The following is an 18,363-nucleotide window of genomic DNA, read 5'->3' on the forward strand; positions in this document are numbered from 1 at the left end:
CACCAGCCGTCGTCGATGTTGACGTATTCGTAGCCCGCGTCCTTCATGCCGGAGGACACGAGCGCGTCCGCCTGCTGCTCGATGACGGTGTGGTCGATCGCCCCGGCGAAGGAGTTCCAGGAGTTCCACCCCATCGGCGGCTTGGTGATCGGAGCCGGCGCGGCAGCGGCGCTCGGCGTTGCCGCGAGGGAAAAGCAGGCGGCGACCAGCACACATACTGTCCACAGAGGACTGAGTGGGCCCTTGATTTTGCGTGCTTGCGCGTGCGGCAACGGAACCCCCATCGGCAGTGACGGTGGAAGTGTGAACGCTAACACAACTACCGCGGAGGAGGCTTTTCCGGTGAAACTTTCAGTTTTCTACGCCGGAGCAAGGCGGTGGGCCGCCTCCGGGGTGATGACCACGACCGGGCACCTCGAGTACCGCACGCACTCGCGCCCCACGCTGCCCAGCACCAAATCCGTCACGGCTCCACCGCGGTGGGCGCCGAGCACCAGCAGGTCCGCGTCCGCCGACGCCGTCACCAGCTCCGTCGCCGGGTCGCCGTGGACCGTCCGGGTCTCGACTGCGGCCGAGGTCTCGAGGCCGAGGCCGGTGACGTGCTCCACCAATGAGTAGCCCGCTTCCGGGACCCGGCCGTGCGGCTGGAAGGCGAACGACGTGCCGGGCAGCAGCTCGTCCCGCGGCCGGACGAGGATCGCGCGGACCGTGTCGCCCGCATGAGCGCCGATCTCCAGAGCCCACCGCAGTGCCGCGTCGCCGCGGGGTGAGCCGTCCATGCCGACGATGATGACGCGATGAGTGCTCATGATCTCCTTCTTTCCTCCGTGACCGCGCCATCGTGCGTCCGGCGGACCACAGGCCGGTAGGGGACGAATTCCGCCGGACCGGAGGACTTTGTGCTCCGGTGTCGCCCCGTCGGCCTCGCGAACATGACTTCGACGGGGCATCCGGCTCCGCGCCGAGGAGTGACCGCGATGACCGTCCTGACCAGTGAGCAGCTCGGCGTCCTCGCGCGCGCCGTGAGCCGTGCGCCTTCGGTGCACAACAGCCAGCCGTGGCGGCTGCTGGTCCGCGGCACCGAGGTCGACCTGCTCGAGCGCCGGGACGTCCACCTGCGCCGACACGACCCGCTCGGCCGGGACCGCGTGCTTTCCTGCGGTGCCGCGTTGACGAACCTCGAACTCGCCGTCCGCGCCCTCGGCCGCGACTGCCACGTCGACCTGCGACCCGACGGCGAAGTGGTGGCCACGGTGACGATCGGCCGCCCACATGCCACCTCTGCCCGGGACTATGCGATGTACCAGGCAATCGGCCGCCGCCGCAGTCACCGGCACCGGTTCTTCCACAACCGCGTGCCGACGGACGTGCACCGCGCACTGGTCGCGGCCGGCGAGACGACGGGTGTCCACGTCATAGTTCCCGGACCGCTGAACAAGCTGGCCGAGCTCCTCGGCTTCGCCACGCGCGTCCTCCGGGACGACCGCGGCTACCAACGCGAGCTGGCGGTGTGGACCACCCACACCCATGGGTGGGACGCACTCGGCGACGGAGTCGCCGAGGAGGCGCTCAGCCCGGAAGCACTGCCGGTCGCCGGGCTCGTCCGCGCCGGCACGCCGGTCCCGGACGACGCCGTGCTCGCCGATCGGCTCGCGGCGGAGAACCTGCTGATCATCTGCACCGACGGCGACACCCGGGCCGACCACCTCGCCGCCGGCGCGGCGCTGCAGCGCGTCTGGCTCACGGCGGCGGCCAAGGCCCTGGTGGGCTCGGTCATCACGCAGCCCCTGCACCTCACCGGCGTCCGGGCGCGGCTCGTCTCCGAGCTCGCGCTGCCCGGCGTCCCGCAGGCGATCTTCCGCTACGGCTACCCCGCTGTCCCCGCTGCCCCCTCACCACGGCTCCCGCTCGGCGAGCTGTTCCCACCTCCAGGAGGAACCCGATGACCTACGTACGCGACCTGGCCGAGATCCGGCTCGCCGACGACGAGACCGTCGGGGGCAAGGGTGCCAACCTCGGCGAGCTGATCTCCGCCGGGTTCCCGGTGCCGGGAGGCTTCGTCATCTCCCGCGACGGCTACTGGGCCGCGCTGGAGAAGGCGGGCGTCCGGACCGAGGTGGCCGACCTGCACGCCAAGGCGCTGGCCAATGTGGACGACCAGCAGGCACTGGCCGAACAGTGCGAACGCATCCGCGAGCTGGTCCGGGTGGCCGGGCTGACCGGCGACCTGCGGGACGAGATCGCGCAGGCCTACCGCGGGCTCGGAGCGGCGACCCCGGTCGCCATCCGGTCCTCGGCCACCGGCGAGGACGGTGCCGAAGCGTCGTTCGCCGGGATGAACGCCACCTACACCAACATCTGGGGCGACCACGCCGTCGCCGAGCACGTGGTGGACTGCTGGACATCGTTGTTCAGCCCGCGCGTCGTCAGCTACCGGGCCAGCTGCGGGTTCACCGGCGAACCGGCGATCGCCGTCGTCGTTCAGCGCATGATCCGGTCCGAGCGCTCCGGCGTCATCTTCACCGCCGACCCGCGCACCGGCGACCGTGACCGCGTGGTCATCGAAGCCGTGTTCGGTCAGGGCGAGGCGATCGTCAGCGGTGCCGTCGAGCCCGACACCTACGTCGTCGGCAAGCAGGAGCTGCTGATCCTCTCGGTGCGGATCGGCAAGCAGACCCACAAGATCGTCGCGGACGAAGGCGGCGGCGACGTCACCATCCAGCTGCCGGAGCCCGCGGGCGGCCGGCGCGTGCTCAGCGAGACCGTCGTCCTGGAGCTGGCCCGGATGGCCACCCGCGTCGAGGAGCACTACGGCGTGCCGCAGGACATCGAGTTCGCGATCGCCGACCACGAGATCTACCTGGTCCAGTCTCGGCCGATCACCACGCTGCCGCCGCTGACCCCGGCGAGCACCGTCGCGCTCGTCACCGGGCTCGGCGCGTCGCCGGGCGAGGGCAGCGGCGCGGTCCGCGTGCTGCACGACCCCGTCGAAGCCAAGCACCTGCGCGACGGCGAGATCCTGGTCGCTCCGATGACGAACCCGGACTGGGTGCCCGCCATCCGCCGCGCCGCCGCGGTGGTCACCGACGGCGGCGGGATGACCTGCCACGCGGCCGTGGTCGCCCGCGAGCTGGGCGTTCCGGCTGTGGTCGGCACCGGCGACGCCACCCGCGTGCTGGTCGACCGCAGCCTGGTCACCGTCGACGGCACCCAGGGCGAGGTCCGGCCGGGCGCGACCAAGAAGGCGCCCGCGCACGCCGCGCCGGTCGTGGCGCCGGTCGCGCCGGAAGCCATCGGCACCAAGCTGTACGTCAACCTCGCCATGCCCGAGCACGCCGAAGAGGTCGCCGCTCAGGCGGTCGACGGCGTCGGCCTGCTCCGCGCGGAGTTCCTCCTGACCGAGGCACTCGGCGGTCGCCACCCGCGTGACCTGCTGGCCAAGGGCGAGGAGCGGTCCTTCGTGGACAAGATGGCGGAGTCGCTGCTGAAGATCACCAAGCCCTTCGGCACCCGGCCGGTCGTCTACCGCGCCACCGACCTGCGCACCAACGAGTTCCGCGGGCTGGCCGGCGGCGAGGAGTTCGAGCCGGTCGAGAGCAACCCGATGATCGGCTACCGCGGCTGCTACCGGTACGTCCGCGAACGCGACCTGTTCGCCCTCGAACTGGAGACCCTCGCCCGGGTGCGCGAGCAATCGCCGAACCTGCACCTGATGATCCCGTTCGTGCGGACGAAGTGGGAGCTGGAGGAGTGCCTGGAGCTGGTCGACGCCAGCCCGCTCGGCCGGCAGCGCGGCCTGCACCGCTGGGTGATGGCGGAGGTGCCCTCGGTCGTGCACTGGCTGGGCGAATACGCCGGGATGGGCATCGACGGCGTCTCCATCGGCAGCAACGACCTCACCCAGCTGATGCTGGGCGTCGACCGCGACTCGGGTGTGTGCGCGGAGCTGTTCGACGAGGCCGACCCGGCGGTGCTCGACGCGGTCGAGCGGATCGTCCGCATAGCTCGGCACCACAACATCACCTCGTCGCTGTGCGGCCAGGCACCGTCCACCAAGCCCGGCTTCGCCGAGCACCTGGTGCGCTTCGGGATCACGTCGATCTCGGTCAACCCGGACGTCATCGGCAGCGCCCGCGCGGCGATCGCGTCGGCCGAGCGCCGGATCCTGCTGGAGGCCACCCGATGAACGCGGCGATCGAGATCCACGGCCTGCGGAAGTCGTTCGGGCACACGCGCGCCCTCGACGGCCTCGACCTGACCGTCGAAACCGGTGAGGTCCATGGCTTTCTGGGCCCGAACGGCGCCGGGAAGACCACGACGCTCCGGCTGCTGCTGGGTCTGCTGCGCGCCGATAGCGGCGAGATGCGGCTGCTCGGCGGGGACCCTTGGCGCGACGCCGTGGCGCTGCACCGGCGCCTGGCGTATGTGCCGGGGGAGGTGTCGCTGTGGCCCAACCTGACCGGCGGTGAAGTCATCGACCTGCTCGGCCGGCTGCGCGGCGGCCTCGACCCGGTGCGCCGAGCGCGGTACCTGGACCGGTTCGAGCTCGACCCGCGGGTCAAGGGCCGCGCCTACTCCAAGGGCAACCGGCAGAAGGTCGCCGTGGTCGCCGCGCTCGCTTCGGACGTCGAACTGCTGCTGCTCGACGAGCCGACCGCGGGCCTGGACCCGCTGATGGAGGAGACCTTCCGGGAGTGCATCCGCGAGGAACGGGAGCGGGGCCGCACGATCCTGCTCTCCAGCCACATCCTGTCCGAGGCCGAGGCGCTGTGCGACCGCGTCAGCATCATCCGCGCCGGCCGGGTGGTGGACGCGGGCAGCCTCGACGACCTGCGCCACCTCACCCGCACGACGATCACCGCCCGGCTGGCGGGGGCGCCGGACGGCCTCGCGACGCTGCCCGGGGTGCACGACTTCGTCGTGGACGGTTCCGACGTCCGGCTGACCGTGGACACCGCGGCGCTGTCCCCGGTGCTCGCCGCACTCGGTCAGTGCGGGGTGCACAGCCTGGTCAGCCGCCCGCCGACCCTCGAGGAACTGTTCCTGCGGCACTACCGCAGCGAACCGGAGGCGGTGCCGGTATGAGCGGCACCTTCACCGGGACCGGCGCGTTGATCCGGCTGGCGCTGCGGCGCGATCGGATCCGGCTACCCGTCTGGATCTTCGTGTTCGCGGCGACGGCGGCGTCCGCGGCCGCCGCCACCATGGCCGTCTACCCGACGGACGCCGACCTGCACGTGGCCGCGGCGAGCATCAACGCGGTGCCGTCTCTGCGGGCCCTGTACGGGCCGGTGCACGAGCCGACCCTCGGCGCGACGTCGGTGTTCAAGCTGACCGCGTTCGGCGCCGCCCTGGTCGGATTGCTGATGATCTTCACCGCGGTCCGGCACACCCGGGCCGAGGAGGAGGCCGGACGGCGTGAGCTGCTCGGCTCGGCCGTGGTCGGCCGGTACGCGGGGCTCGTCGCCGGGCTGTCCGTGACGGCCGGCGCGAGTGTCGTGCTCGGCCTGGCCACCGCGGCGGCCCTCGCCGCGGCCGGGCTGCCGGCCGGCGGCTCGCTGGCGTTCGGGCTGTGCTGGGCGGCCGCGGGCCTGGTGTTCGGCGGCGCGGCGGCGGTGACGGCCCAGCTGACCAAGAGCGCCCGGTCCGCCTCGGGGCTGGCCGTGCTCGCCTTGGTCGCCGCTTACTTCCTGCGTGCGGTGGGCGACTCCGCCGGTCCGGGCTGGCTTTCCTGGGCGTCGCCGATCGGGTGGAGCGAAGAGATCCGTCCGTTCGCGGGGGACGTCTGGTGGGTGCTCCTTCTCCCGGCCGTCGCCGCCGCGGCGCTCGGCGGGGTCGCGGTCGCGCTGGCCCGGGTCCGTGACGTCGACGCCGGCCTGCTGCCCGACCGGCCCGGCCGGGCGGGGGCGGGCCGGTCGCTGCGGAGCACGTGGGGCCTGGCGTGGCGGCTCAACCGCGGCACGCTCGCGGTGTGGACGAGCGCGTACGTGCTGCTCGGGCTCGTGTGCGGAAGCCTGACCGGCAACGTCGGCTCGATGCTGACGAACGCCCAGGCGCAGGCCATGATCACCGCGCTCGGTGGCGAGAAGGGCATCTCCGATGCGTTCCTCGCGGCCGAGCTGGCGGCGGCCGGCGTGATCACGTCGGCCTACGTGATCGCCGTGCTGGCCCGGCTCCGCGCCGAGGAGCGGGCGCTGCGCGTCGAGCCGCTGCTGGCCACCGCGGTGGACCGGCGCCGGTTCCTGGGCGGCTACCTCGTCTTCGCGGCCGGGGCGCCTGCGGTGCTGCTGACGGCGCTCGGGCTGGCGGCGGGACTGACGAACGGCGCCCACCTCGGCCGGATCGGGCCCGAGGTGGCCCGGCTGATCGGCGCCGCCCTCGCGCAGCTGCCCGCGGTGTGGGTGCTGACCGGCATCGCGACCGTCGTGTTCGGGCTGTTCGGCCGGGCGCTGACCGCCGCGTGGGTGGCGCTGGTGACGTTCCTCCTGCTCGGCGAGTTCGGTGTCTTGCTGAAGCTCGACCAGTGGGTGCTCGACCTGTCGCCGTTCACGCACTCGCCAAAGCTGCCGGGCACCGTGGTCCAGACGGCGCCGCTCCTGTGGCTCACTGCGCTGGGGGCCGGGTTGGTCGTGGCGGGCGTGACCGGGTTCCGGCGGCGTGACATCGCCGGCTGACACCGCGGAGTAACGGGCTTCGCTCATCGGGCGAGCGTGGCCGGGCTGCCCAAAAGGGAAAGTCGTGTGTCACTTCCACTTTTCTGTAGGATTCACAGATGTCCTCGGCGCCCTGGTGGTTCGTGCTCGTCAGTGTGATCGTCACAGGTGTATTCACGCTGGCTGGTTCCTTGTTGACTGGAATGCTCGCTCTTCGTCGTCAACGTGAAGAACTGGCTCATGCAAAGTTATTGGAGCGCGAGAAGGAACTTTACAATCGTCGCGTTGACTTTCATCTGGACCTTGTCCCAACTGTTGAAGGGATGATGAAGGTCTTGCCCTCCGGATGGGTGACACCTGACTTCGACACTCTGAAGGTCAGTCGGACACAGCTTGAGGAGCTCCAAGCTTTTCTGGCGAAGTTGCAAAATATGCGGCTGAAAGCGGATGTTGTCAGCGGCAAGGCTGTCCGCGGACTTTTGGAAGCAGTGACCCGAGGGCTGGAAGAGTTTCTCTACGTGCACGACTTGGCCTCTTTTAGAGAGGTTGTATCGGCTGCCAACCATCTGCTCTGGGAAATGCGGATCGAACTTGGCGTGACGACTCGCGATGATGCCGAGGAGTTCGAGGCGCGCGAGCGTTACGGCCCAGAGGAGTGACCGTTCTCGGTCGCTCGGTTCTCGCGGAGTTCTGCCGAGGTCGTACGACGGCCGGGGCCCATGAGGTCTTTGGTCCTCACCGGTCGTGACGCGCGGCCATCGCGGCGCCCGGCGGCCTCCGGCGATGCTGGAGGTGTTCGTCCCCCAGACACCGGAGCCCGACGATGAGCCGACCCCTGCCCAGCGTGTTCGACCAGGCCCTCGCCTCGGCCGTGCGCGCGCCGTCGCCGCACAACACCCAGCCTTGGCGGTTCGTCGTCGAGCACGAGGTCGTCGAGGTCTGGCTGGATCGCGAACGCGTCCTCGGCGTCGCGGATCCGCACGGGCGGGAGGCGCGGCTCGCCTGTGGAGCGGCCGCCCTCAACCTGCAGATCAGCCTACGGGCCAACGGGCTCGCCGCGGTCGTGCGGCTGCTGCCCGACCCGGCCGAGCCCGACCTCGTCGCGGTGATCCGGCTCGACGGCAACGAGAAGGCCACGGCGGTCGAGCGCAAGCTCGCCGAGGCCGTGTTCCGCCGGCACACCAACCGGCGGCCGTTGCTGGACAGGGCGGTGCCGCCGGTCGTGCGGGCCGCGCTGAAGTCGGCGGCTCTGCAGGAGGGCGGGCAGATCGAGTACCTCGACGCGTCGGGCCGGTACACCCCGGTCGCCTCCTTGGTCAGGCAGGCCGAAGCGCTACAGGCGGAGGATGACGAGTTCCGCGCCGAAGCCGCGTTCTGGACCCACCGGACGCCCGAGAGCCCCGACGGCGTGCCGAAGATCGCCTCCGGGCCGCCGCCGCACGGGTCCGGGGTCGTGTCGCTGCGCGCGTCGCACGAAAACCAGGACCTGCCCGCGCGGGAGTACGAGCGGGAACCGTTGCTCGGCGCGGTGCTCACCCGCGACCGGGGCCCGCACGCGGAAGTGCGGGCCGGGATGGCCATGCAGCGGGTGCTGCTCACCGCGACGGCCGAAGGGCTGGCGACGTCGTTCCTGTCGCAGCCGTTCGAAACCCCGCGCACCCGGGAGTCGCTCGACCGCCTCTTCGCCGGCTCCGGGCAGCCGCACACGTTGCTGCGCATCGGCTACGGCTACCCGACGCGGCTGACCGGCCGTCGCCCGGTGCACGAGGTGCTGACCCATCGGACCACGGCCGGCTGAAGCTCAGTGGTGGGCCGAGGCGCGCAGGACGTCCTGGAAGGTGATCATCCCGACGACGTGTCCGCCGTCGACGACCGGCGCCGAGCGCACCCCGGCGTCGGTCATCCGCCGCGCCAGCTCGCGCACGTCGGTGTCCGGCGGCACCGCCAGGCCGCTCGTGCGCATGACCGAGCCCGCCGTGCGCGGGCCGCCGTCGAGCATCACGCCGGTGTCCGGGTCGCCGGGCGCGGCCGGCACCCGCAGGATGTCCTCTTCGGACACCAGGCCGAGCAGCTGCCCGTCGGCGTCGACGACCGGCATCGTCGTGAACCCGTGCGCGGTCATCATCTCCGCGGCTTCCTCGAGCGTCGCCGACGGGGCGAGGGCGAACGTCGGAGTGGTCATGATGTCGCGTGCGCGCATGGTTCGTGCTTCGTTCCTCCGGGTGCTCCGATCATCCCGCCGGGCTCCGCGGACGGCACAGGGTCCTAAGTCCCCGGCCCGTCCGCCGACGGACTCCGGTCCGGGGTCCAAGGCCTCTTCGGCGGATCCGGGTGGCCGGTGATCCTGAAGGACGAGAGGAAAGGACACCCACCATGAACCGGATCGCGCGGATGTGGCGCACTCTGGTGCCGCGCCGGAACTCGGTGGCGCGCCCCTCGGACCGTGTCCAGGGCGGCCTGCTCGCCTTGGTGCTGCTGCTCGCCCTCATCACCTTGCCGGTCGCCGCGAGCTTCGGCTCCGAGACCTTCGTGAGTCAGCAAGCACAGTCGGCTCAAGAGCTGGGGGAGCGCACCCAGGTGACCGCGACCCTGCTCGCCGACGGTCCCGAACTGACGGTGAGCCCACGAAGCGGCATCGCCGGCAACGGCGCCCCCACCGATGCCACCTGGGTGCTGCCGGACGGAACCCGCCGCGTCGGCCAGGTCGTCGCCGACGAAGGCACCCTGAAAGGGCACACCTTCGGCATCTGGGTCGACCGCGACGGCACCCCGGTGGACCCGCCGCTCAGCAGCGCCGCCGTGGTGATCGACGCCGCCGGCGTCGGGCTGGGCCTGTGGCTCGCGGCGCTGATTGTGCTCGCCGTCGGCTACCGGCTTTCGGTGTTCTCCCTCAACCGGCTCCGCTACGCCCGCTGGCAGCAGGAGTGGTTCGCCGGCCAGGACCGCAAGACCCGTTCTTGAGACGAGAAGAAGGTGAAACTGACATGACCACGGCAAACCAGGGCGACATCGTCGTCGGCGTGGACCACTCGGCGATCAGCGCGGCCGCACTGCGCTGGGCGGTGTCCGAAGCGGCGGTGAGCGGCCGACAGGTCGTCGCGCTGCGCGCGTGGACGTTCGAGCCGGTCTACGATCTCGGCGCGGCGGTCGCCGGGACACCGCAGACGGTCGCCGACCGCGAACGGCGGCAGCTGGACGAGGTCGTCGGCGAGGTGCGCGCCGAGCACCCGGGCGTCGCCGTCCGGGCCGAGCTGGTCGAACACTCGGCCACGGTGGCTCTGGAAGAGGCGTCGAAGACCGCGTCGATGCTCGTGCTCGGCAGCCACGGCCACAACCGGTTGCTGAAGCTGCTGGTCGGCTCGGTCGCCGAGCACTGCCTGCGCGAAGCGAGCTGCCCGGTCGTGGTGATCCCGGCCCGGACGGTTCCGGAGCCGGAGAAGGACGCGACGCCGGAGCCTGAACCCGCGATCGGGTACTACCCCGGGCCGCTGCTGTGAAGGAGGTCAAGATGCCCAGTCGCCGCAAGGTGGGTTCGGTCATGACGACCGAAGTGACCACCGTGGGCCCGGACACGCCGTTCAAGGCCGTGGCGCTGCTGCTGGCCACCTGGAACATCAGCGGCGCACCCGTGGTCGACGACGACGGGCTGGTGCTGGGCGTCGTCTCCCAAGGTGACCTGCTCGAGCGCGAAGCTCCGCACGGCCTGCTCAAGCCCGGTTCCCGTCAGGCGAAGCGCAAGGCCGGTGCGGCGTTCGTCGCGGACCTGATGACGGTTCCGGCGGTCGTCGTCCGCGCGGACGACGACGTCACGGTGGCCGCGAAGCTGCTCGAGGAGCACCACTTCCACCGCCTGCCGGTGGTGGACGACGAGGGCAAGCTCGTCGGCGTGGTCTCCCGCTCGGACCTGCTGCGGGTGTTCCTGCGCACCGACCGCGAGATCCGCGACGAAGTCCGGGAGGAGGTGCTGCTGCGGGAGATGGCGATGGACCCGGCTTCGCTGTATGTCTCCGTGCACAACGGCATCGTGACCCTCAACGGCACGGTGGAGCGGCAGAGCATGGTGCCGGTCATCGTGGCGCTGGTCCGCCGGGTGGACGGCGTCGTGGAGGTGCGGCAGACGCTGCAAGGCCGGTTCGACGACCGGGACGTGTCCCCGACACCGTCCGGGCCGGCCGGCGTGCTGAGCCGGAAACGGCCGACCTACTGATCCACGAAGAAGCGGCCACCGTCCGGATTGTACGGTGGCCGCTTCTTCGTGGACTCAGCTGCGGAACAGCGCGACCTTCAGCGCGTTGCTGTCCTGCGGGTGGGCGAAGACGTCGTAGGCCTCGTCCATCTCGTCGAGCCCGAACCGGTGCGTGACGAACCGGCTCGTGTCCAGCCGGCCCGCCGCGAGCATCCGCAGCAGCATCGGTGTGCTGGCCGTGTCGACCAGGCCGGTCGTGATCGTCACGTTCTTGATCCACAGCTCCTCGAGGTGCAGCGTCGCCGGCGCGCCGTGCACGCCGACGTTCGCCACATGGCCGCCCGGGCGGACCAGGCGGGTGCACAGCTCGAACGTCTCCGGGACGCCCACTGCCTCGATCGCGACGTCCGCGCCGAGCCCGCCGCTCGCCTCGGCCACCGCGGCCGCCGCGTCGCCCGGCTGCACCAGCACGTCCGCGCCGAAGGACTTCGCCGCGTCGAGCCGGGCCGGTTCCTTGTCCACCACGATGATCGTGCTCGGGGCGAACAGCTGGGCGTTGGTGATCGCGGCCAGCCCGATCGGCCCGGCCCCGACGATGACCACCGTGTCGCCCGGTTTGACGCCGCCGTTGCGGACACCGACTTCGTAGGACGTCGGGACGATATCGGCCAGCATCAGCGCCGACTCGTCGCTCACCCCGGACGGCAGCACGTACGTCGAGGTGTCGGCGAACGGGACGCGCGCGTATTCGGCCTGGACGCCGTCGGTCGTGTGCCCGAGGATCCAGCCTCCGCCGCCGAGGCACTGGCCGTAGGCGGCCTTCCGGCAGTACTCGCACCGGCCGCAGGCCGAGATGCAGGACACCAGCACCTTGTCGCCGGCCTTGACGCCGGTGACGGCGGATCCGGTCTCGACGATCGTGCCGACCGCTTCGTGGCCCAGGATCCGGCCGCGCTCGACCTCGGGCACGTCACCCTTGAGGATGTGCAGGTCGGTGCCGCAGATGGTGACCGCGTCGACCCGGACGATCGCGTCGGTGGGCGCGGTGAGCTCGGGATCGGCGTGGTCGGTCCAGCTGCGTCGGCCCGGACCGTCGTACACGAGTGCCTTCATCGGTTTTCCTTTCGGGCAGGGGAAAGGGCGCCGCCGGCCGGCGGGCGCCCTGGGGTGAGGTGTTCAGCGCAGCCACGTACGGTCGCCGACGAGGTCCGCCCAGCGGCGGCCGAGTCCCCACGTGTTGCCGGCCGCCGCGGCGGCCAGCGCGATGAGGACGAGCGCGTAGACGACGTGGTAGTCGACGATCGGGTTGGTCGAGTGCGTCGCTTCGCCGGTGCTCATGGTCTGGGCGAGGGGCCATTCGGCGGCCCACATCATGAGCATCATCAGCGCGCCGGCGGCGGCGCTCAGGCGCAGCCCGATACCGGCCATGACGGCGAGGCCGATGCCGGCCAGGCCGAGCATGAACAGCCAGTCGGCCCACCACGTGCCGGCCCAGGAGTGGAACATCGACTCGAACGGCCCGGCGTGGACGCCGCTCAGGAAGCCCTTGGTCGGCGAGCCGCCGTTGATCCAGGCACCCTTCGCCGGGGTTGCGTAACCCCAGCCGAACAGCTTGTCGAGGAACGCCCACAGGAAGACGAACCCGGTGGCGATGCGCAGGACGGCCAGGGACTTCCCGGCGACGGTGGGTCCGGCGACGAAGTCGGGGATCGGCGCCGGTTCGGTGACCCGGTGGGCCGGGGGTGGGGTGAGAGCCGTCTTCTTTTCGTCCGGCTGGATGGACATGGCAAACCTCCGTTCTTTCGTTGCTGGGGCCAGTTTCTTCGGGTTGCCCCCCGGTTTCTGGGGCCGAAGGTCCCCGGCCGGGAGGTCCTTGGGTGCCGGTTGCCGGGGACCGCGGACGAAGGACCGAAGTCCTCCCGGAACAGGGCGGAAGCCTCGCGCGCGCGAGTGCGGGGAACCGGTTGGCTCCGGGGCGGCGAAAGGGGAATCGGATGAGTGGCACCCAGCTGGTGGTCGGCGTCGACGGCTCGGCCGGAGCGCTCGCGGCGGTCCGGTGGGCCGCGCGCGTCGCCCGAGCCCGGCGGCTCGGCCTGCGCCTGGTCCACGCGCTGCCGGAACTGCCCGCGCCCTACCCGAGGGCCGATCCGACGTACGAGCAGTTGCTGGAGGCGGCAGGCGCACAGGGCCGGGTCATGCTGGCCGAGGCCCGGGACGCGGCCGGCGAAGTCGAGGCGGAGACGGTGCTGCGGCTCGAACGGGCCGCCGACGCCCTGGTCGCCGCATCCGCCGGCGCGGCGATGCTCGTGCTCGGCACGCCGGGGCTGCGCCCGCTGGGCCGGGTCCTGTTCGGATCGGTCACGGTGGCGCTCGCGGCGCACGCGCGGTGCCCGGTCGCGCTGATCCGCCCGCACGCCGGTGAAGACGAGCCGCCCGCCGAAGGGCCGGTCGTGGTCGGCGTCGACGGCAGCCCCGCGGGCGAGGAAGCCATCGCCGTCGCGTTCGAGGAGGCGTCCTGGCGGGGTGCCCGGCTGATCGCGGTGCACTGCCACCGCGGCGGCCGGTGGGGCGCGGGCGAGGAGTACGCCCGGGAACTGCTCGCCCAGCGGCTGGCCGGCTGGGGCGAGAAGTACCCGGACGTGGTGGTCGACCGCGAGGTCGTGGCCGGCCGCGCGGCCGAGCGGCTGCTGGACTTCGCCGACCGGGCGCAGCTGCTGGTCGTCGGCAGCCGGGGGCGGGGCGGGCTCAGCGGCCTGGCTCTGGGCTCGACGAGCCAGGCCCTGATGTCCTACGCGCTCTGCCCGGTGGTGGTGGCGCGCCCGCGGGCGAAGTAGAGCACTGGGCCGACGAAGTTCACCGCGATCACCACGGCCCACAGCCACTTCGGGCCACGGACCTCCGTGGCGGGCCGGTGGGCGAGGTCCCACCAGGCGGCCGAGGCGAGCAGCAGCTGGACGCTCGCGGCGAGGCGGATCCGGCCGCGCTGCCGGGGGCTCAGGTCGCGCCACCGCTTGTGGTCGGTCATGGCTTCTCCTTCCGGTAGGGGCTTCCAGGCAAGGACATCGGCAGGCACGGGCAAAGGGGCGAAAGCCCTCTCGGCCGGGGACCCTCGCCCGCAGCCCGGTTGCGGCCGGGTTCTTAACGTGAAGAGAACCGTCCGACGGAGGTGTGTGATGCGCGGTCCGCAGGTGTCGGATCTGATGACCTGGCCGGTGGTGACCGCCGGTCCCGGGACGACGTTCAAGGAACTCGTCTCCCTGCTGGCGGAACACGGCATCGCCGCGATTCCGGTGCTCGATGAGCACCGGCGCCCGATCGGCGTGGTCGACGAAGTGGATCTGCTGGCCCGCCATCGCAGCGACCACAAACCGGAGCCGGTCTTCTGGAAGCGCCGGGTGTGGACGAAGGCGCAGGGGCTGACCGCGCGCGAGCTGATGACCCGGCGCGTGCCGACCGTCGCCAAGGACGAGCCGGTGGCCGGTGCGGCCCGGCGGCTGGTGGAGGCGAAGCTGCGCCGCCTGTACGTCGTCGACGGCTCGGGCCGGCTGATCGGCGTCCTCGCCCGCCGGGACGTCCTGCGCGCGTTCCTGCGCCCGGACGAGGAGCTCAAGGAGACCGTCGAGCGCGAGGTGCTGCAGCGGTCGATCTGGGCGGACCCGGCGACGGTGACGGTCCAGGTCGACGACGGTGTCGTGACGCTGAGCGGGGTGATCGACCGGCGCAGCGAGGTGGAGCGCGCGGAGTGGCTGACCGAGTCCGTGCCTGGCGTGGTCGCGGTCCGCAACCGCCTGAAGTACACCCAGGACGACGGCGCGTCCGCCGGCCTGCGCTGAGGAAGATCGCCACCACCCGCTCCCTTGCCGGCCCATGAGCTCGCGGCCGGGTGCCGGCCGCGCAACGGGAGGAGTGAGGATGAAACGAATGTCCCAGGTCGCCGCGGCGGCCGTGTTGACAGTTGCGATGTCCCTCGGCGTCTCGGCCGGGCCGGTGTTCGCGGCGGAGACCGAGGCGCCGGCTTCCACCGCACCTGCGACGAGTTCCGCGTCGCCGTCCACCCCGGAAACCCCGACGACGAGACCGTCGCCGACATCGAGACCGGCGCCGACCACCGAACCGGCTCCGACGACCAAGCCGTCGCCCACGTCGGTGAAGCCGTCGAAGACCGCGGTGAAGGACCCGCCGTCGTCGAAACCGGCGCCGCCGTCCGCCTCCAGCGCGACACCGGTGTCGACCACGTCGGCCTCCACGCCGCCCGCTGCCGCGGAGGAGCAGCCCGACCTGCGGCTGACCGCGGTGTTCGACAAGCCGTCCTACCGGCAGAACGACCCGGTCTGGGTGCGCGTGTCCGTGGTGAACGTCGGCACCGGTACGGCCACCAGTGTCCGGCTGACCGATTCAGGCACCTTGGTGGCCCACACCTGGAACGGTTTCACCGGCGTGTACGTCGTCTTGGCGCCGGGGCAGGCTGCCGAGGGCAGTACCTGGGCGAACATCGCCGACTTCACGGAAAATGTGGTGCGCCTGCAGGTCGAGGTCACGTCGGCCGAGTCCGACGCGGATCCCGCCGACAACTCGGTCACGATCACGGCGCCGCTCACGGTGGTGCGCGGCGGCTTCAGCGGGATCGTCTACGGCGACTACAACCGCAACCACGTGCTCGATCCGGGTGAAGTACTCCCCGGCCTGCGCATCCAGGCGTGGGGTCAGGGCGCCGGCTGGTCCGCCGAGACGGTGACCGACAGCCGGGGCCGGTTCGCCTTCCACGACCTGCTCGCCGGGACCTGGCACGTCTACCCCAGTTCTCCCGACTGGACTTTCACTTCTCCGGCCGTTGAGGTGACCGGAGACAGCGAGCCCGAAGTCGTGCTCCGCGGCGAGTACGACATCACCGGCTGGCTCACGGGAACAGCCCGGTTGTCAGCGGCGACCTATGCAGGCGGGGACACCGCCCGGATGATCGTCACAGTGGCCAACAGCGGCCGTGGTCCGGTGCCCGGCCTGACCGCGTACTGCTGGACGAACGACTACGCCCAACCGATCGGCCTGGGTGAACTGGACCCGGCCGGCCCGGGTGCCACCGTGCAGCCCGCGTCCTCACGGACCTTCGAGATCACCATCCCGGTCCGGCAGGAGGCCGTCATCGCCGGCTACCTGGAGGTCCACTGCCGAGTCCAACCTCCCGGGTCCTACGCCGGGGTCGAGGTGTCGGCGACGGCTCGGGTTCCCGGCGCCCGGGCGCTCAAGTCCGTCGGCTATGTCGTCACCCCCGTCTACGGCTGCGGGTGCTATCCGCAGTACGACCGGGTGCCCGGGGTGAAGGTGTACCTGCGCAACCAGGTGACCGGAGCGATCGTGGCGCGTGCGGTGAGCGACGCCGAAGGGACCGTGGTGTTCTTCGACCTGCCCGCCGATCGCTACGACGTCGGCATCGTCGGTCCGTGGCGGGGACAGTGGGGCCGGACGCCGATGTGGCTCGCTCGCGGCGGTGACGACGGCAGCTACTACCGGAACTGGGTAGTGGTCATACCCGGGCCGAACCAACCCGATCCGGACGCGGTCCCGCCGTCCGGCAAGGCCGGTGTGCCCGCGCGGCCCGCTCGGCCGGCACCTGCCCGGCAGGTCGTCGCGGGCTCGGAGACCGGCCGCCTCGCCTCGACCGGCGTGGACGTCGGCTGGCTCGCCCTGGGCGGGCTGCTGACCTTCGTCGCCGGGGCGTCCTTGGTGTTCGGCAGCCGCCGTCGAACCTGACGGGGGCGCAACGACGGCACCCGCCCGTCGGACCGACCGGCGGGCGGGTGCCTGAAGTGCTGGGGACGGGTGCCCGCCGGGCCGTGTCACCGGCGGGCCCCCGGCGCACTCAGCCCAGCGATCGCCCGATCAGTTCCACCAGCTCGACCGTCCGGGTCGCGTAGCCCCACTCGTTGTCGTACCAGCCGAACACCTTCGCCAGGTGCGAGTCGGCCTTGGTCAGCTGGGCGTCGAACACGCACGACGCCGGATCGCCGATGATGTCGCGGGACACGATGGGCGCCTCGGTGTAGCGCAGGATGCCCTTGAGGTCGCCGTCGGCGGCTTCGGCGAACGCATGGTTGACCTGCTCGGCCGTCACCGGGCGCTCCAGCTCCACCGTCAGGTCGGTCAGCGAGCCGTCTTCGACCGGGACGCGGACCGCGACGCCGTCGAGCTTGCCGGCCAGCTCCGGGAGCACCAGGCCGATCGCCTTCGCCGCGCCGGTGCTGGTGGGCACCACGTTGACCGCCGCCGAGCGGGCGCGGCGCGGGTCCTTGTGCGGGCGGTCCAGCAGGGCCTGGTCGCCGGTGTAGCTGTGGATCGTGGTGAGCAGGCCGCGGCGGATGCCGAACGCGGAGTGCAGCACCTTCACCATCGGCGCGACGCAGTTGGTCGTGCAAGAGGCGTTGGAGATGATGTGGTGGTTCGCGGGGTCGTAGTCGCCTTCGTTGACCCCGAGCACAATGGTCGCGTCGACGTCCTTGCCGGGCGCGGAGATCACGACCTTCTTCGCTCCGGCGGTGAGGTGTACACCGGCGGCTTGGCGGGTGCGGAACTTGCCGGTCGACTCGACGACGACGTCCACGCCGTACTCGCCCCACGGAAGCTGAGCCGGGTCTGCGGTGGACGAAACCTGGATGAGGTGGTCGCCGACGCGCAGCGCCTCGCCGTCGACGACCTCGATCGGGATGCGCAGCCGCCCGTAGGTGGAGTCGTGCGCGAGCAGGTGCGCCAGCATCTCCGGGGACGTGACGTCGTTGACCGCGACCACTTCGATCGGGCTGTCCGGGGTCTCCAGCACGCACCGGAGGATGTCGCGGCCGATCCGGCCGAAACCGTTGATGCCGAGCCGTACCGTCATGGGTCTCTCCCTGTCGTCGTCTTTTCCGTCGATGGTTCTCCGGCGGCGCACCCGGCTCGTAGGGCCCAAGGTCCTCGCAGGTCGGGCAGAACGACTGCTTCGCCCGGCGCGGGTGAGGAGTTCGCTGAAGGTGGAGGGGACTGCGGAAGGAGCGGTGATGACCGAAGCAACGGCGAACGGCCGGATCGTGGTCGGGGTCGACGGGTCCGACGCCGGAACGGCCGCGCTCGTGTGGGCGGCCGGGCAAGCCGCCGTCAGTGGCGCCGAACTGGACGTCGTGACGGTGTGCTGCACGATGCGATGCTCGATGACGCGTCGGTGAACCGGACCCTCGAGGAAGCCCGGCGGGTGCACCTCCACGAGCTGGAGAAGCTCGTCACGGCGGTGACGAAGGACCTCACGGGCATGACGGTCCGCTGCTCGGCGCCCGACGGCGATCCCGCCGGGTGCTGACCGAGCGGGCGAAGGACGCGACCATGCTGGTGGTCGGCAGCCAAGGCAAGGGAAAGGTCCGGGCGGCGCTCGCCGGTTCGGTGAGCAGCGCCTGCCTGCGGCACGCGACCTGCCCGGTCGCCGTGATCCCGCCGCCGGCGCGCACGCCGGACAGCCCGCTCGGCCGCCGGCTGGCCGAGGTCGCCGGGGAAACGGCCTGA

Annotated in this window: 21 protein-coding genes and 1 pseudogene; 15 read left to right on the forward strand and 7 right to left on the reverse strand. The window is 71.6% G+C overall.

Features of this window, described 5'->3' with window-relative positions:
• Together H5965_RS14900 and H5965_RS14905 are read right to left on the reverse strand one after the other, a co-directional pair.
• Positions 1-284, reverse strand: a pseudogene (locus H5965_RS14900) (hypothetical protein); the annotation flags it as partial.
• 75 nt (positions 285-359) lie between these two features.
• On the reverse strand, positions 360-809 hold the full coding sequence (locus tag H5965_RS14905) for a universal stress protein (RefSeq protein ID WP_310970337.1): 450 nt from the start codon (positions 807-809) through the stop codon (positions 360-362).
• Between the two features lie 168 nt (positions 810-977).
• On the opposite strand from H5965_RS14905, the gene H5965_RS14910 reads away from it, so the two are divergent.
• The 6 genes from H5965_RS14910 to H5965_RS14935 all read left to right on the forward strand — a co-directional run bounded on the left by H5965_RS14910 (position 978) and on the right by H5965_RS14935 (position 8,451).
• Positions 978-1,946, forward strand: coding sequence for an Acg family FMN-binding oxidoreductase (locus H5965_RS14910; protein WP_310970339.1), 969 nt, complete (start codon positions 978-980; stop codon positions 1,944-1,946).
• Entirely contained in the window at positions 1,943-4,186 is a 2,244-nt protein-coding gene (ppsA, locus tag H5965_RS14915) for a phosphoenolpyruvate synthase (protein ID WP_310970341.1), read from the forward strand. The genes H5965_RS14910 and ppsA overlap by 4 nt, the downstream gene beginning before the upstream one ends.
• Positions 4,183-5,085, forward strand: coding sequence for an ABC transporter ATP-binding protein (locus H5965_RS14920; protein WP_310970343.1), 903 nt, complete (start codon positions 4,183-4,185; stop codon positions 5,083-5,085). The genes ppsA and H5965_RS14920 overlap by 4 nt, the downstream gene beginning before the upstream one ends.
• On the forward strand, positions 5,082-6,674 hold the full coding sequence (locus H5965_RS14925) for an ABC transporter permease (RefSeq protein ID WP_310970345.1): 1,593 nt from the start codon (positions 5,082-5,084) through the stop codon (positions 6,672-6,674). Before H5965_RS14920 ends, H5965_RS14925 begins: the two co-directional genes overlap by 4 nt.
• A 98-nt stretch (positions 6,675-6,772) precedes the next feature.
• Positions 6,773-7,312: a hypothetical protein gene (locus tag H5965_RS14930; protein WP_310970347.1), complete on the forward strand. Its 540-nt coding sequence runs from the start codon at positions 6,773-6,775 to the stop codon at positions 7,310-7,312.
• Positions 7,313-7,476: 164 nt separating this feature from the next.
• Complete coding sequence (locus H5965_RS14935) at positions 7,477-8,451, forward strand: Acg family FMN-binding oxidoreductase (RefSeq protein WP_310970349.1); 975 nt, start codon at positions 7,477-7,479, stop codon at positions 8,449-8,451.
• Positions 8,452-8,454: 3 nt separating this feature from the next.
• On the opposite strand, the gene H5965_RS14940 is transcribed toward H5965_RS14935, so the two are convergent.
• Positions 8,455-8,853 (reverse strand): CBS domain-containing protein, encoded by a 399-nt coding sequence (locus H5965_RS14940; protein ID WP_310970350.1) that lies wholly within the window; start codon positions 8,851-8,853, stop codon positions 8,455-8,457.
• Positions 8,854-9,026: 173 nt separating this feature from the next.
• Between H5965_RS14940 and H5965_RS14945 the strand changes: the two genes are divergently transcribed.
• From H5965_RS14945 to H5965_RS14955, 3 genes are read left to right on the forward strand one after another with little or no spacing between them, the layout of a single operon-like run.
• Positions 9,027-9,614, forward strand: coding sequence for a hypothetical protein (locus H5965_RS14945; protein ID WP_310970351.1), 588 nt, complete (start codon positions 9,027-9,029; stop codon positions 9,612-9,614).
• A gap of 23 nt (positions 9,615-9,637) precedes the next feature.
• Positions 9,638-10,150: a universal stress protein gene (locus H5965_RS14950; protein WP_310970353.1), complete on the forward strand. Its 513-nt coding sequence runs from the start codon at positions 9,638-9,640 to the stop codon at positions 10,148-10,150.
• Between the two features lie 41 nt (positions 10,151-10,191).
• Positions 10,192-10,860 carry a CBS domain-containing protein gene (locus tag H5965_RS14955; protein ID WP_310970354.1) on the forward strand — a complete coding sequence of 223 codons (669 nt, stop codon included), beginning with the start codon at positions 10,192-10,194 and terminating at the stop codon, positions 10,858-10,860.
• Positions 10,861-10,914: 54 nt separating this feature from the next.
• Here H5965_RS14955 and H5965_RS14960 read toward each other — a convergent pair whose 3' ends face one another.
• Positions 10,915-11,952 carry a zinc-dependent alcohol dehydrogenase family protein gene (locus H5965_RS14960; RefSeq protein WP_310970356.1) on the reverse strand — a complete coding sequence of 346 codons (1,038 nt, stop codon included), beginning with the start codon at positions 11,950-11,952 and terminating at the stop codon, positions 10,915-10,917.
• Positions 11,953-12,015: 63 nt separating this feature from the next.
• Positions 12,016-12,624: a DoxX family membrane protein gene (locus H5965_RS14965; protein WP_310970357.1), complete on the reverse strand. Its 609-nt coding sequence runs from the start codon at positions 12,622-12,624 to the stop codon at positions 12,016-12,018.
• 209 nt (positions 12,625-12,833) lie between these two features.
• Here H5965_RS14965 and H5965_RS14970 point away from each other — a divergent pair, with 209 nt between their 5' ends.
• Positions 12,834-13,673 (forward strand): universal stress protein, encoded by an 840-nt coding sequence (locus H5965_RS14970; RefSeq protein WP_310970359.1) that lies wholly within the window; start codon positions 12,834-12,836, stop codon positions 13,671-13,673.
• Here the strand turns inward: H5965_RS14970 and H5965_RS14975 are convergent.
• Positions 13,628-13,864: a PLD nuclease N-terminal domain-containing protein gene (locus tag H5965_RS14975; RefSeq protein ID WP_310970360.1), complete on the reverse strand. Its 237-nt coding sequence runs from the start codon at positions 13,862-13,864 to the stop codon at positions 13,628-13,630. The genes H5965_RS14970 and H5965_RS14975 overlap by 46 nt on opposite strands.
• Before the next feature lie 148 nt (positions 13,865-14,012).
• Between H5965_RS14975 and H5965_RS14980 the strand changes: the two genes are divergently transcribed.
• The gene (locus H5965_RS14980) at positions 14,013-14,672 is read left to right on the forward strand and encodes a CBS domain-containing protein (protein ID WP_310970362.1); all 660 of its coding nucleotides are present in this window, start codon (positions 14,013-14,015) and stop codon (positions 14,670-14,672) included.
• A 79-nt stretch (positions 14,673-14,751) separates the two neighbouring features.
• The gene (locus H5965_RS14985) at positions 14,752-16,587 is read left to right on the forward strand and encodes a hypothetical protein (protein ID WP_310970364.1); all 1,836 of its coding nucleotides are present in this window, start codon (positions 14,752-14,754) and stop codon (positions 16,585-16,587) included.
• 109 nt (positions 16,588-16,696) lie between these two features.
• Here the strand turns inward: H5965_RS14985 and gap are convergent, their stop codons facing one another.
• Positions 16,697-17,710: a type I glyceraldehyde-3-phosphate dehydrogenase gene (gene gap / locus H5965_RS14990; RefSeq protein ID WP_310970365.1), complete on the reverse strand. Its 1,014-nt coding sequence runs from the start codon at positions 17,708-17,710 to the stop codon at positions 16,697-16,699.
• Between the two features lie 157 nt (positions 17,711-17,867).
• On the opposite strand from gap, the gene H5965_RS14995 reads away from it, so the two are divergent.
• The 3 genes from H5965_RS14995 to H5965_RS15005 are packed head-to-tail and all read left to right on the forward strand — an operon-like array spanning position 17,868 to position 18,363.
• Positions 17,868-18,032, forward strand: a complete 165-nt coding sequence (locus H5965_RS14995; protein ID WP_310970366.1) for a universal stress protein — start codon at positions 17,868-17,870, stop codon at positions 18,030-18,032.
• Positions 18,029-18,163 (forward strand): hypothetical protein, encoded by a 135-nt coding sequence (locus H5965_RS15000; protein ID WP_310970368.1) that lies wholly within the window; start codon positions 18,029-18,031, stop codon positions 18,161-18,163. The genes H5965_RS14995 and H5965_RS15000 overlap by 4 nt, the downstream gene beginning before the upstream one ends.
• Positions 18,157-18,363, forward strand: coding sequence for a universal stress protein (locus H5965_RS15005; RefSeq protein WP_310970369.1), 207 nt, complete (start codon positions 18,157-18,159; stop codon positions 18,361-18,363). The genes H5965_RS15000 and H5965_RS15005 overlap by 7 nt, the downstream gene beginning before the upstream one ends.

Source organism: Amycolatopsis sp. 505 (assembly GCF_031625235.1).
Classification (GTDB): Bacteria; Actinomycetota; Actinomycetes; order Mycobacteriales; family Pseudonocardiaceae; genus Amycolatopsis.

Excerpts from the sequence above, each read along its gene's own strand:
- H5965_RS14905 (WP_310970337.1), bottom strand. The coding sequence starts at position 809 with ATGAGCACTCATCGCGTCATCATCGTCGGCATGGACGGCTCACCCCGC.
- H5965_RS14910 (WP_310970339.1), top strand. The coding sequence starts at position 978 with ATGACCGTCCTGACCAGTGAGCAGCTCGGCGTCCTCGCGCGCGCCGTG.
- ppsA (WP_310970341.1), top strand. The coding sequence starts at position 1,943 with ATGACCTACGTACGCGACCTGGCCGAGATCCGGCTCGCCGACGACGAG.
- H5965_RS14920 (WP_310970343.1), top strand. The coding sequence starts at position 4,183 with ATGAACGCGGCGATCGAGATCCACGGCCTGCGGAAGTCGTTCGGGCAC.
- H5965_RS14925 (WP_310970345.1), top strand. The coding sequence starts at position 5,082 with ATGAGCGGCACCTTCACCGGGACCGGCGCGTTGATCCGGCTGGCGCTG.
- H5965_RS14930 (WP_310970347.1), top strand. The coding sequence starts at position 6,773 with ATGTCCTCGGCGCCCTGGTGGTTCGTGCTCGTCAGTGTGATCGTCACA.
- H5965_RS14935 (WP_310970349.1), top strand. The coding sequence starts at position 7,477 with ATGAGCCGACCCCTGCCCAGCGTGTTCGACCAGGCCCTCGCCTCGGCC.
- H5965_RS14940 (WP_310970350.1), bottom strand. The coding sequence starts at position 8,853 with ATGCGCGCACGCGACATCATGACCACTCCGACGTTCGCCCTCGCCCCG.
- H5965_RS14945 (WP_310970351.1), top strand. The coding sequence starts at position 9,027 with ATGAACCGGATCGCGCGGATGTGGCGCACTCTGGTGCCGCGCCGGAAC.
- H5965_RS14950 (WP_310970353.1), top strand. The coding sequence starts at position 9,638 with ATGACCACGGCAAACCAGGGCGACATCGTCGTCGGCGTGGACCACTCG.
- H5965_RS14955 (WP_310970354.1), top strand. The coding sequence starts at position 10,192 with ATGACGACCGAAGTGACCACCGTGGGCCCGGACACGCCGTTCAAGGCC.
- H5965_RS14960 (WP_310970356.1), bottom strand. The coding sequence starts at position 11,952 with ATGAAGGCACTCGTGTACGACGGTCCGGGCCGACGCAGCTGGACCGAC.
- H5965_RS14965 (WP_310970357.1), bottom strand. The coding sequence starts at position 12,624 with ATGTCCATCCAGCCGGACGAAAAGAAGACGGCTCTCACCCCACCCCCG.
- H5965_RS14970 (WP_310970359.1), top strand. The coding sequence starts at position 12,834 with ATGAGTGGCACCCAGCTGGTGGTCGGCGTCGACGGCTCGGCCGGAGCG.
- H5965_RS14975 (WP_310970360.1), bottom strand. The coding sequence starts at position 13,864 with ATGACCGACCACAAGCGGTGGCGCGACCTGAGCCCCCGGCAGCGCGGC.
- H5965_RS14980 (WP_310970362.1), top strand. The coding sequence starts at position 14,013 with ATGCGCGGTCCGCAGGTGTCGGATCTGATGACCTGGCCGGTGGTGACC.
- H5965_RS14985 (WP_310970364.1), top strand. The coding sequence starts at position 14,752 with ATGAAACGAATGTCCCAGGTCGCCGCGGCGGCCGTGTTGACAGTTGCG.
- gap (WP_310970365.1), bottom strand. The coding sequence starts at position 17,710 with ATGACGGTACGGCTCGGCATCAACGGTTTCGGCCGGATCGGCCGCGAC.
- H5965_RS14995 (WP_310970366.1), top strand. The coding sequence starts at position 17,868 with ATGACCGAAGCAACGGCGAACGGCCGGATCGTGGTCGGGGTCGACGGG.